This is a genomic window from Marinobacter gudaonensis, assembly GCF_900115175.1.
Classification (GTDB): Bacteria; Pseudomonadota; Gammaproteobacteria; order Pseudomonadales; family Oleiphilaceae; genus Marinobacter; species Marinobacter gudaonensis.
The window spans coordinates 2,172,357-2,196,722 of sequence record NZ_FOYV01000001.1 but is presented as its reverse complement, the minus strand read 5'-3'; the positions used below and the strand labels follow the sequence as shown (position 1 = coordinate 2,196,722).

Below are 24,366 nucleotides of genomic sequence, written 5' to 3'. Positions count from 1 at the left end.
TTGATATGGCTCAAGACCGCCCGGCTGCTGGGCGGGCTTCAGACACGGGATTGATGCAACTCAAAAAAACAGCGGATCCGGGACCGATACCTATGGTCAGGCTGAGGTTTTTTTGCTGGCAGGCAGGCTTTCGTCCGGCACGAACACGTCGCGGATGGTCAGGGGCTGCCCATCGGCATTCCGGACTTCAACGGGATGAATGGGCCGGCCGGTCGCGCGATCGCGCAGGTCCAGCGGTGGCTGATCGGGCGCGGGGTTCCATTTGTCACCCCACTGGCGCAGGGCGATGACCACCGGGAACAGATCCCGACCTTTCTCCGTCAGGCGGTATTCAAAGCGGGAGCCGTGTTCGCCCACATCCACCTTACGCAGCACGTCGTTGTCCACCAGGCGGCCCAGGCGATCACAAAGGATGTTCTTGGCGATACCCAGCTCCTGCTGGAAATCGACAAAGCGGCGGGTTCCGTACATGGCCTGCAGCACAATCAGCAGGGACCACCAGTCCCCCACTTCATTGAGGGCGCGGGCGACGGAGCAGTTGGAATCGTCAAAACGTTTTCTGGCCATGCCGGCAGTGTACCGAATAGGGTTGCATTTTAAAACCAGATTTAATAGGGTTGCTTAACGAAACCAAATTAGTGAGGTTGCACATTACCATGAGCATCAATCTTGGCCCGCTTTTCGAACCTTTTGAACTTCACAACCTCAAGCTGCGGAACCGCGTGGCCATGGCCCCGATGACCCGGAATTTCTCACCCAACGGTGTGCCCGGAGAGGACGTAGTGGCCTACTACCGGCGCCGCGCCGAGGCCGGCGTTGGCCTGATCATCACCGAGGGCACCACGGTGAACCATCCGGCAGCCAATGGCTACCCGAACGTTCCGGCTTTCCACGGCGCCGAATCCCTGGAAGGCTGGAAGAAAGTGGTAGACGCGGTGCACGAGGCCGGCGGCACCATTTTCCCTCAGCTCTGGCACGTTGGTGCGGTGCGCAAGGAGGGTACGCCGCCGGATCCAGCCGTGCCCGGCTACAGCCCGTCCGGCCTGTTTGCACCGGATAAGCCAAACGGCAAGGCCATGAGTAAGGACGATATCGAGGATGTGGTGACGGCCTTTGCCGATGCCGCCCAGGACGCCAAGGCGCTGGGTTTTGACGGTGTCGAGATTCACGGTGCCCACGGCTACCTGCTGGACCAGTTCCTGTGGGAAGGTACCAACCAGCGGGACGACGAGTACGGTGGTTCCCTGGAGAATCGCCTGCGCTTTGTTGTTGAGATCGTTGAGGCCGTGCGTCATCGCGTGGGCCCGGACTTCCCGATCATGTTGCGGTTCTCCCAGTGGAAGCAGCAGGATTACGAGGCGAGACTGGTGCACAGTCCGGACGAGCTGGAGCGCTTCCTCAAGCCCCTGGTGGAAGCCGGAGTCGATATCTTCCACGCCTCTACCCGTCGTTTCTGGGAGCCCGAATTTGACGGCTCGGACCTGAACCTCGCCGGCTGGACCCAGAAGCTCTCCGGCAAGCCGACGATGTCGGTGGGCAGCGTCGGGCTGACCGAAGACTTTATCAGCGGCACCTTTGCGAGCAAGAAGGACGCCGTGGAAAAGGCCGGTATTGATGAACTGGTAGAGCGCATGAACAACCATGAGTTCGAGCTGATCGCCGTGGGCCGTGCACTGCTGCAGGACCCCGAGTGGCTGGTCAAGGTCAGGGAAGGGCGCCTGGACGAAGTGGGCTCCTTCGCCAAAAAGTCCCTCGCCAAGCTTTACTGATCGTCCCTTCGATCAAGGCCTGCCGCAGTTCCCTCGGGGCTGCGGCTTTTTTGTGCCTGAAGATCCTGTCGTGTTTGTAATCGCGTTCGCCAGAGGACGCGTTAAGATGGACGAAATTCACCCATTGAGAGGGATCGATATGACAATCAAGGGTTTGTTCAGAACGTTGGCCGTTGCCATGGTCATGGCGGCCATGGTGGGCTGTGCCACGGTGGGACAGGATTTTGCGACCCACAATGTGGACCAGATCCGGATCGGGGAAACCACCCGGGCGGATATCCAGGAGATGTTCGGTGAGCCCTGGCGTACCGGGATTGAGGACGGCAAGCGCACCTGGACCTACGGCAAGTACAAATGGTCTGCCTTCGGTGACGCCGAAACCACCGATCTGGTTGTGCGCTTCAACCAGGATGGCACGGTGTCGTCCTACGTTTACAACACTACAGAGTAACCTCCGGAAACAAAGAAGCCATGCTCTGGGGCAGAGCATGGCTTCCGTTGGCAGGCATCTGATGAATCAGATCAGCCCCGCAGGCCTCCGACCAGCTTGTCGATGCTGTCCTTGGCATCGCCGAACAACATGCGCGTGTTGTCCTTGAAGAACAGCGGGTTCTCGACGCCGGAGTAACCGGTGGCCATGCCGCGCTTGAGCACCACCACCTGGTGGGCTTTCCACACTTCCAGTACCGGCATGCCGGCAATGGGGCTGCCCGGGTCTTCGGCGGCGGCCGGGTTCACCGTGTCGTTGGCACCTATGACCAGCACCACGTCGGTGTCGGGGAAGTCATCGTTGATCTCGTCCATTTCCAGAACGATGTCATAGGGCACATGGGCTTCCGCCAGCAGAACGTTCATGTGACCGGGCAGACGGCCCGCGACCGGGTGGATGCCGAAGCGCACGTTCACGCCCTTGTCCCGGAGGATCTTGGTCATCTCACTGACGCCGTTCTGAGCCTGTGCCACTGCCATGCCATAGCCCGGCACAATGATCACGGATGAGGCGTTGCGCAGTTCCTCGCACACCTCATCGGCGCTGGATTCGTGCACGGTCTGGTCGCCGTCAGCGGCAGCCGAGCTGCTGCTGGTCTGGCCGAAACCGCCGAGGATCACGCTGATGAACGACCGGTTCATGGCCTTGCACATGATGTAGCTGAGGATGGCACCGCTTGAGCCCACCAGGGCGCCGGTGACGATCAGCAGGTCGTTGCCGAGCATGAAGCCGATGGCCGCTGCAGCCCAGCCGGAGTAGCTGTTGAGCATGGACACCACCACCGGCATGTCGGCACCGCCGATGGCCATGATCAGATGAATACCCAGCACAGCCGCAATGGCCGTCATGATGATCAGGGCGATGATGCCCACCGCTGTGCTGTCAGTGCTCAGGAACCAGCCGCCCAGTGCCACGCACACCACCAGCGCCGCCAGGTTCATGAGGTGGCGTCCTGGCAGGGTCAGGGCTTTGCTGTCGATACGGCCGTCCAGCTTGCCGCAGGCCACCAGTGAACCGGTGAAGGTGATGGCACCGATAAAGATGCCTACGAACACTTCCACCAGTTTGATGGTGTGCTCGGCACCGGAGGTGGCAACGAGCGGCTCCAGATAGCCGGCAAAGCCGACAAATACCGCGGCCAGGCCCACGAAGCTGTGCAGCAGGGCGACCAGCTGCGGCATCTGGGTCATTTCCACCTTGTTGGCGATCATGGTGCCAAGGCCGGCACCGAGCAGGACCGCAATCAGAATGGCAATAATGCCACCATCCACGCTGGCCAGGGTTGCGCCAACGGCAATGATGATGCCGGCAACCCCGTAGATATTACCGCGTCGAGCGGATTCCTGGTGGCTGAGGCCGCCCAGGCTGAGAATAAAGAGAATACTCGCGACCACGTAGGCCACGCTCACCAATCCTGTACTCATGTCGGGCGTCTCCTACTTGCGGAACATTTTGAGCATGCGATGGGTAACCCGGAAGCCACCCCCCACGTTGATGCTGGCGATAAGCACCGCGAGGAACGCCATGACGCCCACGGCAATACTGCCGGCCTGGGCCAGGTGCAGGATGGCGCCAATCACGATGATGCCGCTGATCGCGTTGGTCACGCTCATCAGGGGCGTGTGCAGGGACGGAGTTACGTTCCAGATCACTTGCCAGCCGATAAAGCAGGACAGCACGAACACGGTGAAGTGCTGAAGGAAGCTTTCCGGCGCGTAGGCGCCAACGCCGTAGAGCGCGAGCGCGGTAACCACCAGCAGTGCGCTCTTGCCGATCACGCTGCGCTGGTCCGCCTTTTTCTTGGCGGCGGCCTTGGCTTCAGCCGACGGCTCCTCGGTACCCGGAGCCGGCTTGGGACTGACCGGAGCTTCCGGCTTGGGTGGCGGCCAGGTGATGTCCTTCTCATGGACCACCGTCAGGCCACGGATCACGTCGTCTTCCATGTTGACCACCGGCTTGCCGTCTTTCTCCGGCGTCAGTTCGGTGAGCAGGTGCACCAGGTTGGTGGCGTACAGATCACTGGCCACCTTGGCCATGCGGCTGGGCAGGTCGGTGTAGCCGATCAGGGTGACGCCGTGCTGATGCGCCACCTTGCCCGGTTCGGTCAGTTCGCAGTTGCCGCCACGCTCGGAAGCCAGGTCGACAATCACGCTGCCCGGTTTCATGGATTTGACCATGTCGGCGGTGATCAGCTTAGGCGCCGGCTTGCCAGGAATCAGGGCGGTGGTGATGATGATGTCCACCTCTTTCGCCTGTTCGGCAAACAACTCCATCTCGGCCTTGATGAACTCGTCGCTCATCTGCTTGGCGTAACCGCCGGTGCCGCTGCCGTCTTCGCCCTCGAAGTCCAGCACCAGGAACTGGGCGCCCATGCTCTCGACCTGTTCCCGTACTTCCAGACGGGTATCGAACGCGCGCACCACCGCACCCATGCTGTTGGCAGCGCCGATGGCGGCCAGGCCCGCGACGCCAGCGCCGATCACCATGATCTTCGCCGGTGGCACCTTGCCTGCGGCCGTCACCTGACCGGTAAAGAAGCGGCCAAAATGGTTCGCCGCCTCAATCACCGCCCGATAGCCGGCGATGTTGGCCATGGCGCTGAGGGCGTCCATCTTCTGCGCCCGGCTGATTCGCGGCAGGCTGTCGATGGCAAACGACGTGATGTTCCGGCCCGCCAGTTTTTCCAGCAGCTCCGGGTTCTGGGCCGGCCAGATATAACTGACCAGAAACGCGCCTTCCTTCATCAGGTCGGCTTCGTGTTTACCCAGCGCCGGGTTTTCCATGGGCGCGCGGACTTTCAGGATGAAGTCCGCTTCCTGCCACAACGAGGTGGTGTCGGCCGCAATGGACGCACCGACTTTCTCGTAGGCGGCATCGGAATAGTTCGCAGGCTCGCCGGCCCCGCCCTCGACGACAACGTCGTAACCAAGGCCAATCAGTTTATGGACCGAGGGCGGGGTGGCTGCTACCCGACGCTCTCCCTCGAAGATTTCCCTGGGGATACCGATTTTCATGTTAAGTTCGTCCTCCCGAACGATCGACTTAAAGGATATCTCGGTTTTTACTGAGGTGCGTACGGTACCAGATTTGCAGGCGTTTTCCTAAACGAAAATGATTTCGATCAAGGCAGGGGTCCGCCTATCCGTGGTTCTGGGTCCTGAGGGCAAGAATGTCGGACTCCGTCAGGTCATCGAGCAGGGCGCCCCGGAACTGCCGGTTGATGAAATGTTCGGTTTCAACCTGTATGGCGGCCCTCTGACCAGGCTTCTCGATGTAATCCAGGGCGCGGAACAGTATGTACCGGATGGTCATGCGGGAAATCTCGTGGATGGTTTCCGGCGGCACCGCGTTCACCAGGTTTCGATCAATAATGTCTTCCGCCATTTCCCGGGCACTGGCGTCCAACTGCGCCTCCAGTGCGCGGCGCAGTACCGGCGATGGGCCATGTAACTCACGCACCGCTACGGTGGTGGCCGCCGGGTTGGCCAGGAAGTACCGGTAGACAAACGCCACGGTATCCCGGGAGGCCTGTTCAGAAGTGTCGGCCATCTGGCGCAATTCCCGTACCCCGGTTTTCATCTCCTCGGCGATGTAGCCCAGCACCTGCAGACCGAATTCGTCCAGGCTTTTGAAATGCCGGTAAAACGTATTCGGGTTCAAACCCGCCTCGCGGGCAAGCTCCCGCAATCCCAGAGACGTCAGGCTACGGGTCTCGGTAATCAGCCGCAGCGCCGCCTGAATCAGTTTGAGTTTTCCGCCTGTTATTGAATGCACGGTTACCTCTAGCTTCGGGAGCGGCTCGGTCTGGTATCCCTCCCGAAAACCGCTGCGAGTACGTCCATGTACGCTTGCTCTCCGCCATCCATGGCTCCGAGCATTTTCGGGAGGGATACCAGACCGCTCCGATCCTCTTCTCTGATTGCCGTCCGCGAATACCGCAACAAAGAGACGGCATGGCACTTGGACTGACGGTTGGTTTGGGTAGTGCTTTCCAAAACTGTCTCTCGCCATGGATGGCGAGAGTCAAGCGTCACAGGGACGTGCCGCAAGGAGCGTGTTTTGGAAAGCACTACCCAAACCAGCCTGCCCCCGCTGCAGAGGTACCTGGCGTCCATGACTCAGGTCTGATTGGGCCATCGTGATGGTATTAGAGGCCAACTTCCAGGACTGCAGTATACGTCTGTCTACTTCCCTGTGTATACATGTGTCTACCGGTCATCATGACCAACCGCACAACAACAGACAAGGCCACACGGGCCAACACAGGAGTGCAGCAATGACACAGACTAAGCGAATCGCGATTATCGGCACCGGCTTCTCCGGCCTCGGTATGGCCATCAAACTCAAGGAGGCCGGCTATCACGATTTTGTGATTCTGGAGCAGAGCGACGACATCGGCGGCACCTGGCACCAGAACCACTACCCCGGGTGCGCCTGTGACGTGCAGTCGGCGCTGTACTCCTTCTCCTTTGAACAGAACCCGAACTGGAGCCGGATGTTTGCCCAGCAGCCGGAGATCAAGGCTTACCTGAAACATTGCGCCGAGAAATACGGGCTGCTGCCGCACATCCGCCTGAACACCCACGTGGCGGGGGCCCGTTACGATGAGACCTCTAGCACCTGGACGGTGGAAACCTGTGACAGCCCGGCGCTTTGGCGCTATATGCAGGCGCGCGGGTTGAAGCCCGGAGACCGGCTGGACCGGGAGGATCCGGAGCTGCCCGAATTCGGCAGCCTCCGCGCTGATGTTGTGGTGTCCGGCATGGGCGGTCTGAGCACGCCCGCCTATCCCGAGATCAAGGGCATCGAGAGCTTTACCGGCAAGCGCTTTCACTCCCAGGACTGGGACCACGACTACGATCTGCGCGGCAAGCGGGTGGCGGTGATCGGCACCGGTGCCTCGGCGATCCAGTTTGTACCGGAGGTGGCCAGGGAGGCGGCGCGGCTGGATCTGTACCAGCGCACACCGCCATGGATCATGCCCAAGCCGGACCGGGCCATCCGCCCCTTGGAGAAGCGTCTGTTCCGGATGGTTCCGCAATCACTGAACGCCCTGCGCCAGAGCATCTACTGGACCCTGGAGGCCCGGGTGCTGGGCTTCGTGGGCAACCCGCGGATCCTCAAAATCGGTGAGCTGCAGGCCCGTCGCCACATCCGCAGCCAGATCAAGGACAAGGAGCTGCGCCGGAAAGTCACCCCCGATTTTCACTTTGGCTGCAAGCGGGTGCTGATTTCCAACAATTACTATCCAGCCCTGGCCCAGAACCACGTGGATGTGGTGACCGACGGCATCCGGGAAGTGCAAGGCAACGTGATTGTCGACGGCAAGGGCAACAAGCGTCAGGTGGATTGCATCATCTATGGCACCGGCTTCAAGGCCCAGGATCCGATCCCGGCCGGTATGATTTTCGGGCGCAATGGTCAGGACCTGCTGGACGCCTGGAAGGACGGCGCCGAGGCCTACAAAGGCACCGCCATTCACGGGTTTCCGAACTTCTTCATGCTGATGGGGCCAAACACGGGCCTGGGCCACAGCTCCATGGTGTATATGATCGAAAGCCAGATCCAGTACGTGCTGGATGCCCTGAAACAGATGGACGGCAAACAGTGGACCAGCGTGGAAGTAAAGCAGGGCGCGCAGAGCCAGTACAACGCGTCGATTCACGCCAAGCTGGGCGATTCGGTGTGGCAGACCGGCTGCAAGAGCTGGTATGTGAATGAAAACGGCAAGAACACCACGCTCTGGCCAGGCTTTACCTGGCAGTTTCGTCAGCAGACCCGGCGGTTCGACGCCGCGCAGTACCGGATAGCCGGAGCTGAAGGCTCGACCACGAGGGCAGCGCCCGACGCCAAGCCCGCGCTGGCGGCCGGCGGCTGAGCGGGGCAGTCCCGCGCCGGAGCGGCAGACCGGGTTGCGTTTTGGCCCTTTTGGCCAATACTTGAAGTCAGGTCTTGCCGCTTTCGGCCAAGGATTGTCCCCTGATGAAGCTGTTTCACTGTGGCCGATGCGCCAATCTGCTGTATTTTGAAAATAGCCGCTGTACCCAGTGTGGCGCCGATCTGGGGTTCGCCCCGGACGTCATGGACCTGCTGGCCATGGAGCCCAGAGCCGGTGATCAATGGGTTGCGATTGTCAGCGGCAATATCTACCGACCCTGCGGCAACTACCTGAACCATGGGGTCTGCAACTGGCTGATTCCGCAAAACGACACCCACACCTACTGCGTTGCCTGCCGCCTGAACCGAACCATTCCCGATCTCGGCGTTGCCAACCATCGGGCGCTCTGGTCGGCGCTTGAGAAAGAGAAGCGTCGACTGGTTTACTCGTTGCTCCGATTGGGTCTGCCCTTCGGTCCACTCAGTGAACAGCAGGGAGGCCTGGCGTTTGATTTCCTGTCAGACCAGCCCGCGATGTTCGATGAGCGCGCAAAGGTCGTGACCGGCCACGCCCACGGAGTGATTACTCTCAACATCGCCGAGGCCGATCCGGTGGAACGGGAGCGCATGCGCAGCCAGATGGCCGAACCCTACCGCACCGTTCTGGGGCACTTCCGCCACGAGTCTGGCCACTATTTCTGGGATCGTCTGGTTCGGGGAAGCCCCTGGCTGGAGGCCGTGCGTCAACGGTTCGGAGACGATACCCGGGACTACCGGCAGGCCCTGGACTGGCATTACCAGTCCGGGCCACCGGCGAACTGGCAGAACGCCTACATCAGTGCCTACGCCAGCAGCCACCCTTGGGAGGATTGGGCCGAAACCTGGGCACATTACCTGCATATGGTGGATACCCTGGAAACCGCCTGGCAGTTCGGGCTGCGTGTGGATGCCCGCGACGACGTGCATCCGGATACGGCGTCGGACCCCGCGTTTGATTCCTACCGGATCGACGACTTTGATGGCCTCGTTCGCCACTGGCTGCCCCTGACCCTCGCCCTCAACAGCCTGAACCGGAGCATGGGGCACGAACACGCCTACCCCTTCGTGCTGGCAGAGCCGGTGGTGGAGAAACTCCGGCTGGTTCACCAAATCGTACACGCCTGTTAAGGACAGACCATGAAGAAAAACAAACTCATTGACTGGAAGAATTACGACCCGAACGACTTCTACGACGAACTGATCGCCGCCAAGGGTCAGCCCCGGCCGGCGGCCACCGAGATCACCGAGTACCTGGGCAACCTGGATTCGGAGGAGATCCAGGCCCGGCAGCAGGCCGCCGAGCTGGCGATTCTGGAAATGGGCATCAGTTTCACCATCTACAGCGAAGGCGAGAACATCGACCGGGCCTGGCCGTTCGACATCATTCCCCGGGTCATTTCCCTGAGTGAGTGGGAAACCATCGAACAGGGACTGGCCCAGCGCCTGACCGCCCTGAACATGTTCATCAACGACATCTACAACGACCAGCAGATCGTCAAGGACAAGGTCATCCCCAAGTACGTGTTCGCCAACTCCAAAAACTTCCGGGAACAGTGCCGGGGCTTCACCCCGCCGCTGGGGGTCTGGGCCCATATCTGCGGCTCCGACCTGGTGCGCGACAAGGACGGCAAGGTCTATGTGCTGGAGGACAATCTGCGGGTGCCCTCCGGTGTGTCCTACATGCTGGAGAATCGCCAGCTGACCAAACGGGTGTTCCCGGAGCTGTTCGAGAACACCGCCATCCTGCCGGTGGACGACTACACCAACCAGCTGTTCGACATGCTCGCCTCTATTTCGCCGCGGCCTCAGGACCACCCGAAAATCGCGGTGCTGACACCGGGCATCTTCAACTCCGCCTATTTCGAGCATTCGTTCCTGGCCCAGCGCATGGGCGCCGAGCTGGTGGAAGGCGCCGACCTGGTGGTGGGCGAGGACGACTGCGTCTACATGCGCACCGTCGAGGGTCTGGAACGGGTGGATGTGATCTACCGCCGGATTGACGACGATTTCCTCGACCCCGAAGTGTTCCGGGCCGACTCCACCCTGGGCGTACCTGGGCTCATGCGGGCCTGGCGCAACGGCAAGGTGGGCCTGGCCAACGCGCCTGGCGCCGGGGTGGCCGACGACAAGGTCATCTACGCCTTCGTGCCGGATATGATCCGTTATTACCTCGACGAGGAGCCGATCATTCCCAACGTGCCCACCTACATGTGCGTGAACAAGCAGGACCGGGAATACGTGCTGGAGCACCTGGACGAGCTGGTGGTGAAGCCGGCCAACGAGTCCGGCGGCTACGGCATGCTGGTGGGGCCCCACTCCACCAAGAAGCAGCGCGCCGAGTTTGCCAAATTGATCAACAAGAACCCGCGCAACTACATTGCCCAGCCCACCCTGAGTCTGTCGGTGGCGCCGACCCTCACCGAGGAGGGCCTGGCGCCCCGGCATCTGGACCTGCGCCCGTTCGTGCTGCAGGGGGTGCGGACCTACGTGACTGCTGGCGGCCTGACCCGCGTTGCCATGCGTAAGGGCTCCCTGGTGGTGAATTCCTCCCAGGGCGGGGGAAGCAAGGATACCTGGATTGTGGACGAGGAGAACTGATGTGCTGTCACGTGTAGCGGAACGACTGTACTGGATGGCCCGATACCTGGAACGGGCCGAGAACAACGCCCGGATGATCATGGCCTTCAATTCCATGGCCCTGGACATGCCCCGGGAAACCCAGCTGTCCTGGAAGGGGCTGGTGGCCGTGACCGGCATGGGGGCGGTGTTCGACGAGCACTATCAAAGGGCCGATGAGCGCAACTGCGTGAAGTTCCTGGTGGCTGATAACTACAACCCCAGTTCCATCGCCTCCTGCATCAAGGCCGCCCGGGAGAACGTTCGCACCACCCGCGACCAGGTGCCCACCGACGCCTGGGAGGTCATCAACGAGCTGTATCGCTATATCCAGGACAACCTGGACCAGGGCGTTGGCAAGCGCGCCCGTTATGACTTTCTGACCGAAATCGTCGGTCGGTGTCAGATGCTCAACGGACTGCTGGCCGGCTGTATGAGCCACGACATCGGTTACGACTTTATCCGGGTAGGGCGCAATCTGGAGCGGGCCGACATGGCCACACGGCAGATCGAGGTGGGCGCGCTGCAGTTCCTGGATGGCTGGGATGGCACCGACACCTACGGCGGGATCATGTGGACCAGCGTGCTGCGCTATCAGAGTGCCTTCCAGATGTACCGCCACAATGTCCGGCGCAAGGTCAGCGGCCCTCTGGTGGTCCGGTTCCTGCTGCAGAACGAGCCCTTTCCCCGGTCGGTGTTGCACAGCCTTGGTGAAGTAGCCAGTGCCCTGGGCCGGCTGCCTCGGAACGAGATTCCCCTGCGCACCGCGCTGCAGGCGGTTCGGCACACAAGAGAGGCGGATGTGGATGCGCTTATCCGCAAGGAGGGTGGCATCCTGTTCCTGGAGAACCTGCAGCTGGAGATTGGCGAACTCCACGAAGACATTGTCGAGACCTGGTTTCCCGTTTACGAAGCGGCCTGAGACCTGTTTGATTTTCCGTACTGAAGCGATTGCGAGAGAGCCACCATGTCGATTCACGTAGCCCTGAGTCATACCACCCATTACCGCTACGAGCGGCCGGTAACCCTGGGGCCACAGGTGGTTCGCCTGCGGCCCTGTCCCCATGCCCGGACGCGTATCCTGAGCTATTCCCTCCGGGTTGAGCCCGAGGGCCACTTTGTTAACTGGCAGCAGGACCCCCAGGCCAACTACCTGGCGCGCCTGGTGTTTCCAGAGAAGACCCCGGAACTGAAGATCGTGGTGGACCTGGTGGCGGAAATGGCGGTGATCAACCCGTTCGATTTCTTCCTGGAACCCAGGGCGGAAACCATCCCGTTCAGCTACGAGGACTGGCAGTCAGTAGAGCTGGCGCCCTATCTGCACAAGCTGCCGGAAACGCCGGAATTCCGGAAATGGATGGCGATGATTGACCGCTCGGAAACCCCCAGCGTGGATTTTCTGGTGGGCCTGAACCAGCGCCTGGCCGATCGGGTGGATTACCTCATCCGCATGGAGCCGGGCGTGCAGACCCCGGAGGAAACCCTGAAGAAAGGCTCCGGTTCCTGCCGGGATTCCGCCTGGTTGCTGGTGCAGACGCTTCGCTATCTCGGCCTGGCCGCCCGGTTTGTCTCGGGTTATCTGATCCAGCTCAAGGCGGACCAGAAAGCGCTGGACGGGCCCTCCGGGGCCGAAGCCGACTTTACCGACCTGCACGCCTGGGCAGAGGTATTCCTGCCCGGCGCTGGCTGGGTGGGCCTGGATCCCACTTCCGGCCTGTTCGCCGGGGAAGGGCACATTCCCCTGGCCTGCAGCCCCGAGCCGTCCTCCGCCGCGCCCATCACCGGCATGGTGGAAGACTGTGACGTTGAGTTCGAACACCAGATGAGCGTGGAGCGCATCTGGGAAGCGCCCCGGGTGACCAAGCCCTATACCGAAGAGCAGTGGCAGCAGGTGGTGGCGCTCGGTCATCAGGTCGATAGCCGCCTTCGGGAACTGGACGTGCGCCTGACCCAGGGCGGCGAGCCCACCTTTGTCGCCAATCACGACCGCGACGAGCCCGAGTGGAACACCGAGGCCATGGGCCCGACCAAACGTCTCAAAGCCATCGACCTGTACCACCGCATGCGTAACCGCTACGGTGCTGGCGGGCTGGTGCACTTCGGGCAGGGCAAATGGTACCCCGGCGAGCCCCTCCCGCGTTGGTCGTTGAACTGCTTCTGGCGTCGCGACGGTGAGACCATCTGGCAGGACGAGCTCTGGCTGGCGGATGAACGCAAGGCGGGCGAGGCCACGGCGGAATCGGCCCGGCAGTTTGTTGAAGCGCTGACCCGTCAGCTGGGTGTGGAAGACGACCAGGTGTTCCCGGCCTTCGAGGACGCCTTCTATTACCTGTGGCGGGAGCGGCGGCTGCCGGTGAACGTGGACCCCTTTGATTCGAAGCTGGACAACCCGCTGGAGCGAAAGCAGCTGCAGCAGATTTTCAGTCGCGGGTTGGACCAGCCGGTGGGTTATGTACTGCCGCTCAAGCGCGGGGAAGACAACGACAACTGGCAGACCGGCCCCTGGTTCCTGCGCAGCGAGCGCTGTTACCTGATTCCCGGCGGCTCACCCATGGGCTACCGGCTGCCCCTGGACAGTCAGCCCTGGGTGGCGGAGGCCGACTATCCATGGATCCACGAGCCGGATCCCTTTGCGCCCCGTGAGGCTCTGCCGCGCAACGAAGACATCCTGCAATGGAACCTGCGCGGACGCGCGGGCGATGCCGAGATGGCGGCAGCTGAGCCGAAAAAAGGCGAGTCGGCCACCGACATTGTCCGTACCGCCCTGTGCGTGGAGCCCAGGGAGGGCATTCTGCGGATTTTCATGCCACCACTGGCGGAGCTTGAGCCGTACCTGGCGTTGGTGGCCGCCATCGAGAAAACCGCCGCCGAACTGGCGCAGCCGGTACTGCTGGAAGGCTACGAGCCGCCCTCTGATCGTCGCCTGAACCACTTCCGGGTAACACCGGACCCGGGGGTGATTGAGGTGAACGTGCAGCCGGTGGATACCTGGGATGAGCTGGTGGAGCAGACCGAGTCGCTCTATGCCGATGCCTACGAATGCCGCCTGACCAGCGAGAAGTTCATGCTCGATGGCCGCCACACGGGCACCGGCGGTGGCAACCACTTCGTACTCGGTTCACGATCTGCCGAGGATTCACCCTTCCTGCGACGGCCCGACCTGTTGCGTAGCCTGGTCAGTTACTGGCACAACCACCCGAGCCTGTCCTATCTGTTCTCCGGACTGTTTATCGGGCCCAGCTCACAGGCGCCCCGCATCGACGAAGCGCGCAACGACCACGTGTTCGAGCTGGAACTGGCGTTCCAGGAAATGGACCGGGTGTGTCCCATCGGCAAGAAGGTGGCGCCCTGGATGGTGGATCGCCTGCTGCGGGACCTGCTCACTGATGTGACCGGCAACACCCACCGTGCCGAGTTCTGCATCGACAAGCTGTATTCGCCTGACGGCCCGGGCGGGCGCCACGGGCTGCTGGAACTGCGAGCCTTCGAGATGCCGCCCCACGCCCGCATGAGTCTGACCCAGCAACTGCTGCTGCGGGCCCTGGTGGCCCGCTTCTGGGAAGAGCCCTACCGGCCCTCGCGGCTGGTGCGCTGGGGCACCGAGCTGCACGACCGCTTCCTGCTGCCGCATTACGTCTGGCAGGATTTCGAGGATGTGATTGCCGACATGCAGGGCCGGGGCTACCCGCTGGAGCGCGAGTGGTTTGCGCCGCACTTTGAATTCCGGTTCCCGCGGATCGGGGACTACGCGGTGCAGGGCATTGCCCTGGAGCTGCGCACCGCCCTGGAGCCCTGGCATGTGACCGGCGAGCACGGCGCCATTGGCGGTACTGCGCGCTACGTGGATTCGTCGCTGGAGCGCCTGCAGGTGAAGGTTCGCGGCGCCGCGCCCGACCGCTATCAGGTGACCTGCAACCAGGTCCCGCTGCCGCTGCAGGCCACCGGCAAGGTGGGTGAATTCGTGGCGGGCGTCCGTTACCGGGCCTGGCAGCCGCCCCAGTGCATGCACCCCACCATCGGTGTGGATGGCCCGCTGGTCTTCGACCTGGTGGATACCTGGAACGAGCGCAGCCTGGGGGGCTGTCAGTACCACGTTACTCATCCGGGCGGCCGGAACTTCGAGACCCTGCCAGTGAACTCCTTCGAGGCCGAGGGCCGTCGCATGGCGCGTTTCTTCCGGATGGGACACAGTGACGGCAGGCAACCCCGGCGCCCGGTCCCCGAGCACCGGGAGTTTCCGTTTACTCTGGACCTGCGCTATCACAACGGGGAGTGAATCGGGGGGAGGATTGTGCGGATCCTGCGGTGCTGGCTCCACGGGTGGCAAAGCGGCTATGCTTCAAGCTCACTGAACCAACGGAGCCCGACCTCAAGGTGGCCAAGCAACGCGCAGTAACGGACATCCTCAGCCAGTATCACCCGGTGTCCGACCGGTTTGATGAGCTGGGCTCCCGGGGCGGCCCCGGCAGCCACTGGCGTCCGCTGTTGCAGCAACTGAACGGTGAGTCGCTCGAGGGCCTCAACCAGAGAGCCCAGACGGTGTCCACGGCCATTGCCGAAGATGGCGTTACCTACAACGTCTACGAGGACCCCCGAGGCGTTACCCGCCCCTGGGAAGTCGATCTCCTACCCCTGGTGCTGGGTGCCGACGAGTGGCAGGGGTTGTCCCGGGCTGTCGCCCAGCGCGCAGAATTGCTGGATCGGGTTCTGGCCGACCTTTACGGCCGGCAGTCGCTGCTCAAAGAGGGCTTGCTGCCTCCGGCGCTGGTGTACGGCCAGGGGGGATTTCAGTGGCCGTGCCAGGGCATTCGCCCGGCCGGCGGTCGTTTCCTGCATCTGTATGCCCTGGACCTTGGCCGGGCGCCGGATGGCAGCTGGTGGGTCATGGCCGATCGCACCCAGGCACCTTCCGGGGCGGGCTACGCTCTGCAGAACCGCCTGGTGATTTCCCGGGCGTTTCCCGCGCCATTTCATAATCTGCCGGCCACTAACCTGTCGTCGTTCTTCCAGGCCTTCCAGAACGGCCTGGCCACCATGGCGCCGACCGGCAACGAACGGCCCTTGTGTGTCCTGTTGACCCCGGGCCGGTTCAACGAAACCTATTTCGAACACGTGTTCCTGGCCCGCTACCTGGGCCTGCCGCTGGTGGAAGGCCAGGACCTGACGGTGCGCGACGACACCGTGTACCTGAAAACCCTCCAGGGATTGCGCCGGGTGCATGCCATCTACCGCCGGCTCGACGACGGCTTCTGCGACCCGCTGGAACTGCGGGCCGACTCGGTGCTGGGCATTCCCGGCCTGCTCGGGGCGGTTCGCGCCGGCAAGGTGCTGATGGCCAATGCCCTGGGCTCCGGCGTGCTGGAGAGCGCCGCGCTGTTCGGCTTCCTGCCCGAGATTTCCAAGAAGCTGCTGGGCGAATCCCTGGCCATGCCTTCGGTGGCTTCCTGGTGGTGTGGCGAAAAGCCGGCCCTCGACTATGTAATCGAGCACCTCGACGAGCTGGTGGTCAAACCCGCGTTTGGCAGCATGCGCATGGAGCCGGTCTTCGGCCATCGCCTGAAGGGCGCCGAGCGCGATGCCCTGATCCGGAAAATGCACGCGCATCCGCACGCCTTTGTCGGCCAGGAACTGGTGCATCTTTCCCAGGCGCCGGTCTGGCGGGGCCAGCCGGATCGACCCCTGGCCACCCGCTCCATCGGCCTGCGCCTGTTTGCCGCCGCCACACCCGATGGCTGGCAGGTTATGCCGGGCGGGCTTACCCGGGTGGCCGCTGATGAAGGGGTGGAGGTTATTTCCATGCAGCGGGGCGGGTTGTCCAAGGACACCTGGGTACAGGCCCGGGGTACCGCCAGTTCCACCTCGCTGCTCAAGAAGCGGTTGCAGGTGTCGGATCTGCTTGATGGCGAACGGGACACTCCCTCGCGGGTGGGCGAGAACCTGTTCTGGATGGGCCGGCACTCGGAGCGGACCGAGGGCACAGCACGCCTTTTACGGGCGGCGTTCAACCGGCTCTCGGGCCACGATCATGCCGGTGAGGAAGCGCTGCTGGGACTGCAGCAGGCAGCGATACAGTTCGGCACGCTGCCAGAGCCGGACGAGGAGGCCGAGCCGGAACCGCTGCCCAAAGCTCTGCTAAGGGCCGTCAGTGATCTCAAGTTGCCCGGATCCATCGCCTCCATACTGCAGGGCCTGCTGTTCAATGCCAGCCAGGTGCGGGACCGGCTGTCGGCCGACAACTGGCACACCCTGAACCGGGTTGGCCGGCCGCTGACCCCGGCGCCAAGAACGCCGGACCAGGCGGTACGGGCCCTGAACCTGGTGCTGCTGGATTGTATTTCCCTGGCCGGCTTTGCCATGGACGACATCACCCGCGACACCAGCTGGGGGTTCCTGGTGATTGGCCGCCGACTCGAGCGCCTGGCCAATCTGTGTACGCTGATCTGCGTGCCGCTGTTCAGTGACCGCTTCGGCCGCAACGCCATGCTGGAGTGGCTGCTGGAGGTGGCCAACTCCGAGGTGACCTACCGCACCCGATACCGCCGCACGCCTGAACTGCTCGGGGTTCTGCATACCCTGGTGATGGATGCCAGCAACCCTCATTCGGTGATGTTCCAGGTGCTCCAGCTTCAGAAAGACCTGCCGGAAATGGGGCGGAAGACCGGTCAGTTGTTCCCGCCGGACCTCGGCGACTGCCTGCAGCGGTTGCGGGCGGTGGACCTTCACGAATTTGAGCGCAAGCGGCCAGACAAGGCCTGCGAGACCCTCGCCGAAACGCTTTACGCGGTGCGTGACGAGGTCTATCGTGTATCCGATGAAATCCAGCGCCAGTATTTCATCCATACCCGGTATTCGAACCGGTCCGTGACACCGGATTGAGGCCGCAGCCATGACGTTCGTTCGCTACCATGTGCGCCATGAGACCCTGTACCGGTACGACCAGGTGGTTGGGGAATCCCATCACCTGCTGCGGCTGACGCCCCGGCCATTGCCCTGGCAGCGCAATCTGGAACATCACCTGGCCATCGATCCCGACCCCTCGGTGCGGCGCTCCTTCCTCGACAGCTTCGGCAACCGCATCACCGCCATTCATTTCACCGAAGAACACGAGTACCTGGAGATCATCAGTGAGTTCTGGGTAGAGCTGCGGGCCCATCCGAAACCGGCTGGCGAGGCGCTCAACGTGACCTGGGAGGCGGTGCGCGACGCCCTTCGCTACCGGGCCGACCGACCCTTCACCCCCGAGTTCCTGGAGGCTGCGGCGTTCCGTTTTGTCTCGCCCAACGTGCCGATTGATTCCCAGTACGCCGCTTACGCCAGCGCCGCTTTCCGGCCGGACCGGCCGCTGGTGGAGGCCGCCGACGACCTGATGCGGATGATCCACCGGGATTTCAGCTTCGACCCCACCGCTACCGAGACCTCAACGCCGGTGGAGCAGGCGTTCAATGCCCGGCGAGGCGTGTGCCAGGACTTCTCCCAGATCATGATCGCCTGCCTGCGTTCGGTGGGGCTGGCGGCCCGTTACATCAGCGGTTACATCCTCACCCATCCGCCGGCGGGCAAGGAACGGTTGGTGGGGGCTGATGCCACCCACGCCTGGGTGGCCCTGTTCGTGCCGGGATTCGGCTGGCTGGAGCTGGACCCCACCAACGCGGTGCGACCGGACCTGGAGCACATCACCCTTGGCTGGGGCCGGGATTTCTCCGACGTTACCCCCTTGCGAGGGGTGCTGCTGGGCGGCGGCGAACACGAGCCGGAGATCGCCGTCACCGTGGTGCCCGAGGCAGAGTTCGGATCGCTCTACACCGAGGGCGATACCTTTCTCGAAGAGCTGTCCTCCTGACGGCTCTGGCGCTCTGAAGGCTCGCCCAGGTCGGTTAACACCCGGTCGATCACCAGCGGGCTCCAGAGTATGCGGTTATGGCCCAGGCCGCTGGTGCGAAGCAGTCCGGCGTTCTGCCACTGCGCTGCTACCCGCTCGCTGTCCTCCGGTGCGATCGACGCGTCGTCGTGGTCGATAACAATCAAGCCTCGCTGGGTCAGGGTTCCGGCCAGGGCCTGCAGGTCGAACTGCTGCCAAACGCTCGCCCCGAACCGCTCCTCCATCAGTTGCAGGTGAACAGCAAGCACTTCCGGGCTCAGGGCCAGCTGCCGCCCGAGGCTGTGCATGACCCCGCGCAGCCCGGACGGCGGCGCCAGCAGTGCCAGATACTCGGCATCCAGCCCGTCCTGAATGGCTCTCGCAGCCGCCAGTGCACCCATGGAATGGGCCATCACGCCGTGCACGCCCCCAACGCTGGCGGCCACGCTGCGCAGAACATCCGCCATCTCGAACAGATCGGTGCTCTCGCCCTGGGCACGGCCGTGGGCGGGGGCATCATAGAGTACAACCCGGTACCCCGCCGCCAGCAGCGGCTCTACCCAGGCACCGAACTGTATGCCAGCGCCGGACCAGCCGTGCACGCCGAGAATGGTCGGCCCCTGGCCCCAGGCGTACACCGGGATGGTGCGGGTACCGTGCTGCAACTGGGTATAGCTGTCGGCGGTGTCGAACAGGTGTTCATAGCGGCCCGGTGCGGGCAGCCGGGACGGCCGGAACGCCATCCGGTGCACCAGCCGGCCCGCTTTCACCGGCGACAGCCGGCCATACAGTCGCAGTGCCAGCTGTGTGGTGGATAACACCCGATGGCGGCGCACTTTCACCTGTGCGGCGGGAGCAATAACCGGGGATTGCACGTTCAGTTTCGAAGTCATGGCACACCTCCTTGATCTGGTGTGGTGAGTGACAGCTTCAGGTTAGGCCTTGTCTCCGGTCGCAAGGAGTGTCATATTTGACATATAAAGTGCGAAAAGGGCCATTGCCATGATGAACGTCGCCATTGTTGCCTTGCCCAACTGTCACGCCTCGGGGGTGCACGGTGTGATGGATTTCTTCACCGTGGCCAACTTCTGCGCGCAGGTGCCCGGGTCCCGGGATGCGGCGCCGTTCAACGCCCAGGTAGTGACCGTGGATGATCAACCGGTGCGGGGCTACAGCGGCGCCGTAGTGACGCCCACCGCCCGGCGCTCCGACTTCCAGCCGGACCTGATAGTGGTGGGGTCCTCGGTGGAGGCGGCCGTCAGCCTGGCTGCGCTGGACCGCACGCTGGCACCGGCGATTCCGCTTCATGGCTGGCTGCACCAGGCTTTTGACCGGGGCGTGGTACTGGCCAGTGTCTGCACCGGCAGTTTTGTGCTCGCCGAGGCGGGCCTGCTCGACGATCGGGTGGCCACCACGCACTGGCGGGCGGCGCACCTGTTTCGGGCCCGCTACCCGCATATCCGCCTGGAGGCGGACCAGCTGCTGGTGGACAGCGGCCAGATCATCTGCGCGGGCGGTGCAACGGCGTTTGTCGATCTTTGCCTCTATCTGGTCGAGCGGTTTGCCTCGCCGTCGGTGGCGCTAGCCTGCAGCAAGATGCTGGTGCTGGACGGTCGTCGAGTGGAGCAGACACCCTACATGGCCTTCTACAGCCAGAAGGCCCACAGTGATGACGCCATTCGCCGGGCCCAGGCCTGGCTTGAGCAGCACTTCGCGGAACCGGTCAGCATCGACGACGTCGCCGCCGTGGCCGGCCTGGGCACCCGAACCTTCAAGCGGCGGTTCAAGGAGGCCACCGGTGAGACACCCATCGGCTACCTCCAGCACCTGCGGATCGAGGCGGCCAAGCACCGGCTGGAATCGAGCCGGGAGCAGACCGCCCGGATCATCTGGGGCGTGGGGTATGAGGATGCCAGTTCCTTCCGGCGGCTGTTCAAGCGCACTGTAGGCTGTACCATGGAGCAGTATCGTCGGCGCTTCAGTTACGTTACGCCGGCGGCGTAACGGCAACTGCATCGCGAGGGCAGTGCCTGCGCGAGCTGTTCATAGGTTGTCTTCCTTACGGCAAACCGGTCGGCGGCAGGCTATGCTTGCGGGCTTTTGTGAAACCCTGGACCACCCGGAATGATTGACACGTTTTTCTCCACCTACCTCAGCAGCACCATCCGCTTCCTGTTTCTGTTGGCCCCGTTCTTCGTGGTCACCATGTTCCTGGCGCTGACCCGGGGCCTGCCGGCGCCGGAGAAGTCGTCGATCATCCGGCGGGCCTGCGTGTCCGCCTTCGTGCTTGGCCTGGTGCTGTTCTTTGCCGGGCCGCTGCTGTTCAGTGCCATCGGCATTACCCTGAACTCCTTCCGGATCGGTGCCGGCAGCCTGTTGTTCCTCACCGCCATCAGCCTGGTCACCAGCGGAACCCGCAACCACGCCACCGGCCTGCCCGAGGAGGATCGTGACGACATCGCGGTGGTGCCCCTGGCCATTCCGGTGATGATTGGCCCGGCCACCATCGGTGCGATCCTGGTCTACGGCGCCGAGCTCAAGTCCTTTGCCGAGGTAACCGGTGGCCTGCTGGGCCTGGTCTCCGGCCTTTTGATTCTGGCAGTGCTTCTACACCTGTCCGGATACCTGGAGCGGGCGCTGGGCAAGACCGGACTGAATATCCTCTCCAAGATCAGTGGCCTGATCCTGTCCGCCATGGCGGCGGAAATCGTGTTGACCGGCATTGCCGGCTTTATTGCCTCCACCTAAAGTAGGCGGGTCCGGGTTCCGCGCAGAGAGTGTAATGTCCGCAAACACCATTGAACACAACCGCAACCGCTACAATTTCGCCGGCGTGGAGTCGGTGTGGCTGTTCGGCTACGGCTCGCTGATCTACAAGGTGGATTTTCCGTTCCTGGAACAGCGCCCGGCGTCCATTCGTGGCTGGGAGCGGCGCTTCTGGCAGGGTTCCCACGATCATCGGGGCACGCCGGAGCAGCCAGGGCGGGTGGTCACCCTGATCGAAAAACCGGGCGCGGTATGCAAGGGCATGGCCTTCCGGGTGTCGCCCAATGTGTTTGAGCACCTGGATGTGCGAGAGAAAAACGGTTACCTGCGCCTGAGCACCACGCTCACCTTCGACGATGGCAGCCACGCCGAGGGCCTGGTGTACATTGCCACCGAAGACAACGAAGCCTTCCTGGGCCACGCGCCGGAAGCCGACATTGCCCGCCAGATTGCCGCGGCCTCGGGGCCGAGCGGCCCCAACGCCGAGTACCTGCTGCGCCTTGCCGACTCCCTTAGAGCCCTCGGTGCCGACTGCCCCCACACCTTTGCCCTGGAAGCGCACCTGCGATCTGCCGACTCCGGCGACAGCTGAACGTCAAGCTGGCCCCGTCTCACGTAAAAATCCTGCAAAGCCGCCCCCCGGGCGCTGACAACCGCCGCCGGTTCGATAATCTGGCCTCAGAGGCACCCGGCATTGGACCGGGTGCGGACTCTGTCCCTGGAGAAACCGGAGGATAATCATGAAGCGATTACTGATTGGAAGCCTGGTCACCGCGTTGCTGACGCTGTCTGCCCCCACCATGGCCGACGACCGGCGCAGCGTTGGCTGGCAACCCCCCCTCGAGCGCGGGTTGGCCGTGCCGCCGGGCCACCAGAAACACCTGCTGCCGGCCCATTACCGCGGCGATTCCCGCGACCGTTACGACCACCGGCGAGGCCATGACCGCCACCACAAATGGAAGCACGGGCACCGCAAGCATCATGGCGGCTACCACAAACGGGACGACAGGCGCGAGTGGCACGGGCATCGGGACCGGCACGATCGTTACGACCGGCACCGTTACGGCTACAAGCACCCGGGCGGCCATTACCGAATCCGCCTGGGCTATGGCGACCACCTACCGCCCGAGGCCCGCATTGGCCGCATTATTCACGACACTCACGTGCTGATCGAATCGAATCGGCGTTGAGCTCTGGGCTCTGGATCGGGTGTCGCCGGCAAATCACAACCGGCGGCACCGCAGTCAGAGACTGTCGATTGGCTCAGGTATTTGTCAGATTTTGGTAGGAGCGAGAATATAAGGATCTGGAAGTGATGTTTGCTTTTAAGCAAAAGCGACCATTGGTAAGCCGTTGTAAAACCGCTAGTGGGTAACTACCTCCGAAAAACCGGCCCCATTCAGCATTGCGCTACCAGTAGCCAATGGCGTTAGCGGCTAGCCAAAGGATTACCGGAAAAGAGCTGCTGGCAGGTCGTGCCCAAAAACAACCGTGACCTCACTTTTCCGGGCCTTCTGGGAATTCCAAGCCGGGGAAAGTCCTCAGTGGGGACTGATATTCTGATTAATCCGGAACAGGTTTTCCGGATCATACTTCCCCTTCACCTCTACCAACCGCTCGTAAGACTCCCCGTAGGCGAACTCAACCCGGTCGGTATCGTCCTCTGAAAGGAAGTTGATATAGGCGCCTCTGCTGGCATGGGGTTTGGCGGCATCAAAGAATGCGCGGGCCCACTGGCGGCAACGTTCGTCTTCCGCGGGTGTTTCCCAGCGTGCGTGCACATTCATTACATAATTTGCGTCGCGGCTGGAATAGGCCATGGCATCAGGCGCCACCCGGCCGGTCTGGCCACCAATGGAAGCGATAAATATCTCGCAATGGGGCGATGGCAGCTCGTCCCCGTACTCCAGCGCAACCGTTACTACATCGTCGGTCAGCTTTACAAAGTTGTGGGACTTCCAGTAATTGCGTGCACCCTCGGTCAACAGTGGATCAAAGGCCTGCTGCCAATTGACGAAAGGCTGAACACCTACATGCTCGCCATGCGGGTCGCCGAATGAGCGCAGGGGCGCAATCAGCTTTTCGCCAGCCTCCGGATCTCCGACATAGCAGATCGCCAGGGCGACAATCGGCTGGCCGTGGACCGACTCGGGCAGAAAAGGCAAGGGCGGCGCATGACGAATAACCAGCCACACATTGAGCTCATCGGGCATGGTTTCAGTAAAGCGCGCAAACTGCGTCACCACCGCCTTGGCCTGAATAAACGGAAATACCATGAGCCCACTCAACAATTCCGGCCCTACGGGGTGCAGCTCAAACTCGAACCGGGTAACAATACCGAAGTTACCCCCACCACCGCGGGTGCCCCAGAAAAGATCGGAATTCTCGTTGGCACTGGCGCGTGTCTGGCGGCCATCGGCTGTCACCATGTCAACGGACATCAGATTATCGACGGTCATGCCGTATTTGCGACTGAGCCAGCCAAACCCGCCCCCAAGGGTCAGCCCTGCGACACCGGTTGTGGAATTGATGCCCAGCGGTGTCGCCAGGCCATGCATCTGGGCCGCCGCATCAAAATCGGCGAGTGTACAGCCAGGTCCGACAAACGCACGACGTTTTTCAACATCAATCTCGATGTCCTTCATTTGCGACAGATCAATCATCAGGCCATCGTCGCAAACGGCATTGCCCGCAATGTTGTGCCCGCCTCCCTTGACCGAGATCAGCAGTGACTGATCACGTCCGAAGTTGACCGCAGACACCACATCTTCCACCGAGCTGCACTTGGCAATCAGCGCCGGCTTTCGGTCAATCATGGCGTTCCAGATTTGACGAGCCTCGTTGTAACCGGCGTCGGTCGGCTCAAAGACAGAGCCAGCAAACTGCTCTTTGAAGGTATCAACCGTTCCTTGCTGTAAACTGGTCATAGCCATCTCCCTGCCCCAATGGGG

19 protein-coding genes are annotated in these 24,366 nt (G+C 62.5%); 13 read left to right on the top strand and 6 right to left on the bottom strand.

From position 1 onward, the window contains the following. Positions 1-96: 96 nt before the first annotated feature. Entirely contained in the window at positions 97-567 is a 471-nt protein-coding gene (locus tag BM344_RS09975) for a winged helix-turn-helix transcriptional regulator (protein ID WP_091989046.1), read from the bottom strand. 89 nt (positions 568-656) lie between these two features. Here BM344_RS09975 and BM344_RS09970 point away from each other — a divergent pair, with 89 nt between their 5' ends. Together BM344_RS09970 and bamE are read left to right on the top strand one after the other, a co-directional pair. Then, entirely contained in the window at positions 657-1,769 is a 1,113-nt protein-coding gene (locus BM344_RS09970; protein WP_091989041.1) for an NADH:flavin oxidoreductase, read from the top strand. 139 nt (positions 1,770-1,908) lie between these two features. Next, positions 1,909-2,220: an outer membrane protein assembly factor BamE domain-containing protein gene (gene bamE, locus BM344_RS09965; protein WP_208603390.1), complete on the top strand. Its 312-nt coding sequence runs from the start codon at positions 1,909-1,911 to the stop codon at positions 2,218-2,220. A 71-nt stretch (positions 2,221-2,291) separates the two neighbouring features. Here the strand turns inward: bamE and pntB are convergent, their stop codons facing one another. The 3 genes from pntB to BM344_RS09950 all read right to left on the bottom strand — a co-directional run bounded on the left by pntB (position 2,292) and on the right by BM344_RS09950 (position 6,033). After that, positions 2,292-3,683, bottom strand: a complete 1,392-nt coding sequence (gene pntB, locus BM344_RS09960) for a Re/Si-specific NAD(P)(+) transhydrogenase subunit beta (RefSeq protein WP_091989038.1) — start codon at positions 3,681-3,683, stop codon at positions 2,292-2,294. Positions 3,684-3,695: 12 nt separating this feature from the next. Further along, entirely contained in the window at positions 3,696-5,273 is a 1,578-nt protein-coding gene (locus BM344_RS09955; RefSeq protein WP_091989035.1) for a Re/Si-specific NAD(P)(+) transhydrogenase subunit alpha, read from the bottom strand. Between the two features lie 124 nt (positions 5,274-5,397). After that, positions 5,398-6,033 (bottom strand): TetR family transcriptional regulator, encoded by a 636-nt coding sequence (locus BM344_RS09950; protein ID WP_091989031.1) that lies wholly within the window; start codon positions 6,031-6,033, stop codon positions 5,398-5,400. Positions 6,034-6,535: 502 nt separating this feature from the next. On the opposite strand from BM344_RS09950, the gene BM344_RS09945 reads away from it, so the two are divergent. From BM344_RS09945 to BM344_RS09915, 7 genes are all read left to right on the top strand, one after another. After that, positions 6,536-8,137: a flavin-containing monooxygenase gene (locus tag BM344_RS09945; protein WP_091989028.1), complete on the top strand. Its 1,602-nt coding sequence runs from the start codon at positions 6,536-6,538 to the stop codon at positions 8,135-8,137. A 104-nt stretch (positions 8,138-8,241) separates the two neighbouring features. Continuing rightward, positions 8,242-9,303: a zinc-binding metallopeptidase family protein gene (locus tag BM344_RS09940; protein ID WP_091989025.1), complete on the top strand. Its 1,062-nt coding sequence runs from the start codon at positions 8,242-8,244 to the stop codon at positions 9,301-9,303. A gap of 9 nt (positions 9,304-9,312) precedes the next feature. Next, positions 9,313-10,773, top strand: coding sequence for a circularly permuted type 2 ATP-grasp protein (locus BM344_RS09935; RefSeq protein ID WP_091989022.1), 1,461 nt, complete (start codon positions 9,313-9,315; stop codon positions 10,771-10,773). 1 nt (position 10,774) lies between these two features. Further along, positions 10,775-11,713: an alpha-E domain-containing protein gene (locus tag BM344_RS09930; RefSeq protein ID WP_091989019.1), complete on the top strand. Its 939-nt coding sequence runs from the start codon at positions 10,775-10,777 to the stop codon at positions 11,711-11,713. A gap of 45 nt (positions 11,714-11,758) precedes the next feature. Then, positions 11,759-15,067: a transglutaminase family protein gene (locus BM344_RS09925; protein WP_091989016.1), complete on the top strand. Its 3,309-nt coding sequence runs from the start codon at positions 11,759-11,761 to the stop codon at positions 15,065-15,067. 98 nt (positions 15,068-15,165) lie between these two features. Beyond that, positions 15,166-17,667, top strand: a complete 2,502-nt coding sequence (locus BM344_RS09920) for a circularly permuted type 2 ATP-grasp protein (protein ID WP_091989013.1) — start codon at positions 15,166-15,168, stop codon at positions 17,665-17,667. A gap of 10 nt (positions 17,668-17,677) precedes the next feature. Next, the gene (locus BM344_RS09915) at positions 17,678-18,631 is read left to right on the top strand and encodes a transglutaminase family protein (RefSeq protein ID WP_091989009.1); all 954 of its coding nucleotides are present in this window, start codon (positions 17,678-17,680) and stop codon (positions 18,629-18,631) included. Here BM344_RS09915 and BM344_RS09910 read toward each other — a convergent pair. Further along, positions 18,589-19,542 carry an alpha/beta hydrolase gene (locus BM344_RS09910; RefSeq protein ID WP_091989006.1) on the bottom strand — a complete coding sequence of 318 codons (954 nt, stop codon included), beginning with the start codon at positions 19,540-19,542 and terminating at the stop codon, positions 18,589-18,591. The genes BM344_RS09915 and BM344_RS09910 overlap by 43 nt on opposite strands. Before the next feature lie 109 nt (positions 19,543-19,651). On the opposite strand from BM344_RS09910, the gene BM344_RS09905 reads away from it, so the two are divergent. The 4 genes from BM344_RS09905 (at position 19,652) to BM344_RS09890 (ending at position 22,605) form a co-directional block, all read left to right on the top strand. Continuing rightward, a complete protein-coding gene (locus tag BM344_RS09905) occupies positions 19,652-20,653 on the top strand; it encodes a GlxA family transcriptional regulator (RefSeq protein ID WP_091989003.1) in 1,002 nt (333 codons plus the stop codon). 120 nt (positions 20,654-20,773) lie between these two features. After that, positions 20,774-21,397, top strand: a complete 624-nt coding sequence (locus BM344_RS09900) for a MarC family protein (protein WP_091989000.1) — start codon at positions 20,774-20,776, stop codon at positions 21,395-21,397. Positions 21,398-21,431: 34 nt separating this feature from the next. Beyond that, positions 21,432-22,007, top strand: coding sequence for a gamma-glutamylcyclotransferase (locus BM344_RS09895; protein WP_091988997.1), 576 nt, complete (start codon positions 21,432-21,434; stop codon positions 22,005-22,007). 148 nt (positions 22,008-22,155) lie between these two features. Next, a complete protein-coding gene (locus BM344_RS09890) occupies positions 22,156-22,605 on the top strand; it encodes a hypothetical protein (protein WP_091988992.1) in 450 nt (149 codons plus the stop codon). Between the two features lie 351 nt (positions 22,606-22,956). Here BM344_RS09890 and BM344_RS09885 read toward each other — a convergent pair whose 3' ends face one another. Next, entirely contained in the window at positions 22,957-24,342 is a 1,386-nt protein-coding gene (locus BM344_RS09885; RefSeq protein ID WP_091988989.1) for an FAD-binding oxidoreductase, read from the bottom strand. Positions 24,343-24,366 lie beyond the last annotated feature (24 nt).

What these genes read in the sequence shown, in the direction of transcription:
- BM344_RS09945 (WP_091989028.1), top strand. Translation starts at nt 6,536, where the DNA reads ATGACACAGACTAAGCGAATCGCGATTATCGGCACCGGCTTCTCCGGC.
- bamE (WP_208603390.1), top strand. Translation starts at nt 1,909, where the DNA reads ATGACAATCAAGGGTTTGTTCAGAACGTTGGCCGTTGCCATGGTCATG.
- BM344_RS09905 (WP_091989003.1), top strand. Translation starts at nt 19,652, where the DNA reads ATGATGAACGTCGCCATTGTTGCCTTGCCCAACTGTCACGCCTCGGGG.
- BM344_RS09890 (WP_091988992.1), top strand. Translation starts at nt 22,156, where the DNA reads ATGAAGCGATTACTGATTGGAAGCCTGGTCACCGCGTTGCTGACGCTG.
- pntB (WP_091989038.1), bottom strand. Translation starts at nt 3,683, where the DNA reads ATGAGTACAGGATTGGTGAGCGTGGCCTACGTGGTCGCGAGTATTCTC.
- BM344_RS09935 (WP_091989022.1), top strand. Translation starts at nt 9,313, where the DNA reads ATGAAGAAAAACAAACTCATTGACTGGAAGAATTACGACCCGAACGAC.
- BM344_RS09895 (WP_091988997.1), top strand. Translation starts at nt 21,432, where the DNA reads ATGTCCGCAAACACCATTGAACACAACCGCAACCGCTACAATTTCGCC.
- BM344_RS09925 (WP_091989016.1), top strand. Translation starts at nt 11,759, where the DNA reads ATGTCGATTCACGTAGCCCTGAGTCATACCACCCATTACCGCTACGAG.
- BM344_RS09900 (WP_091989000.1), top strand. Translation starts at nt 20,774, where the DNA reads ATGATTGACACGTTTTTCTCCACCTACCTCAGCAGCACCATCCGCTTC.
- BM344_RS09940 (WP_091989025.1), top strand. Translation starts at nt 8,242, where the DNA reads ATGAAGCTGTTTCACTGTGGCCGATGCGCCAATCTGCTGTATTTTGAA.
- BM344_RS09955 (WP_091989035.1), bottom strand. Translation starts at nt 5,273, where the DNA reads ATGAAAATCGGTATCCCCAGGGAAATCTTCGAGGGAGAGCGTCGGGTA.
- BM344_RS09910 (WP_091989006.1), bottom strand. Translation starts at nt 19,542, where the DNA reads ATGACTTCGAAACTGAACGTGCAATCCCCGGTTATTGCTCCCGCCGCA.
- BM344_RS09970 (WP_091989041.1), top strand. Translation starts at nt 657, where the DNA reads ATGAGCATCAATCTTGGCCCGCTTTTCGAACCTTTTGAACTTCACAAC.
- BM344_RS09885 (WP_091988989.1), bottom strand. Translation starts at nt 24,342, where the DNA reads ATGACCAGTTTACAGCAAGGAACGGTTGATACCTTCAAAGAGCAGTTT.
- BM344_RS09975 (WP_091989046.1), bottom strand. Translation starts at nt 567, where the DNA reads ATGGCCAGAAAACGTTTTGACGATTCCAACTGCTCCGTCGCCCGCGCC.
- BM344_RS09915 (WP_091989009.1), top strand. Translation starts at nt 17,678, where the DNA reads ATGACGTTCGTTCGCTACCATGTGCGCCATGAGACCCTGTACCGGTAC.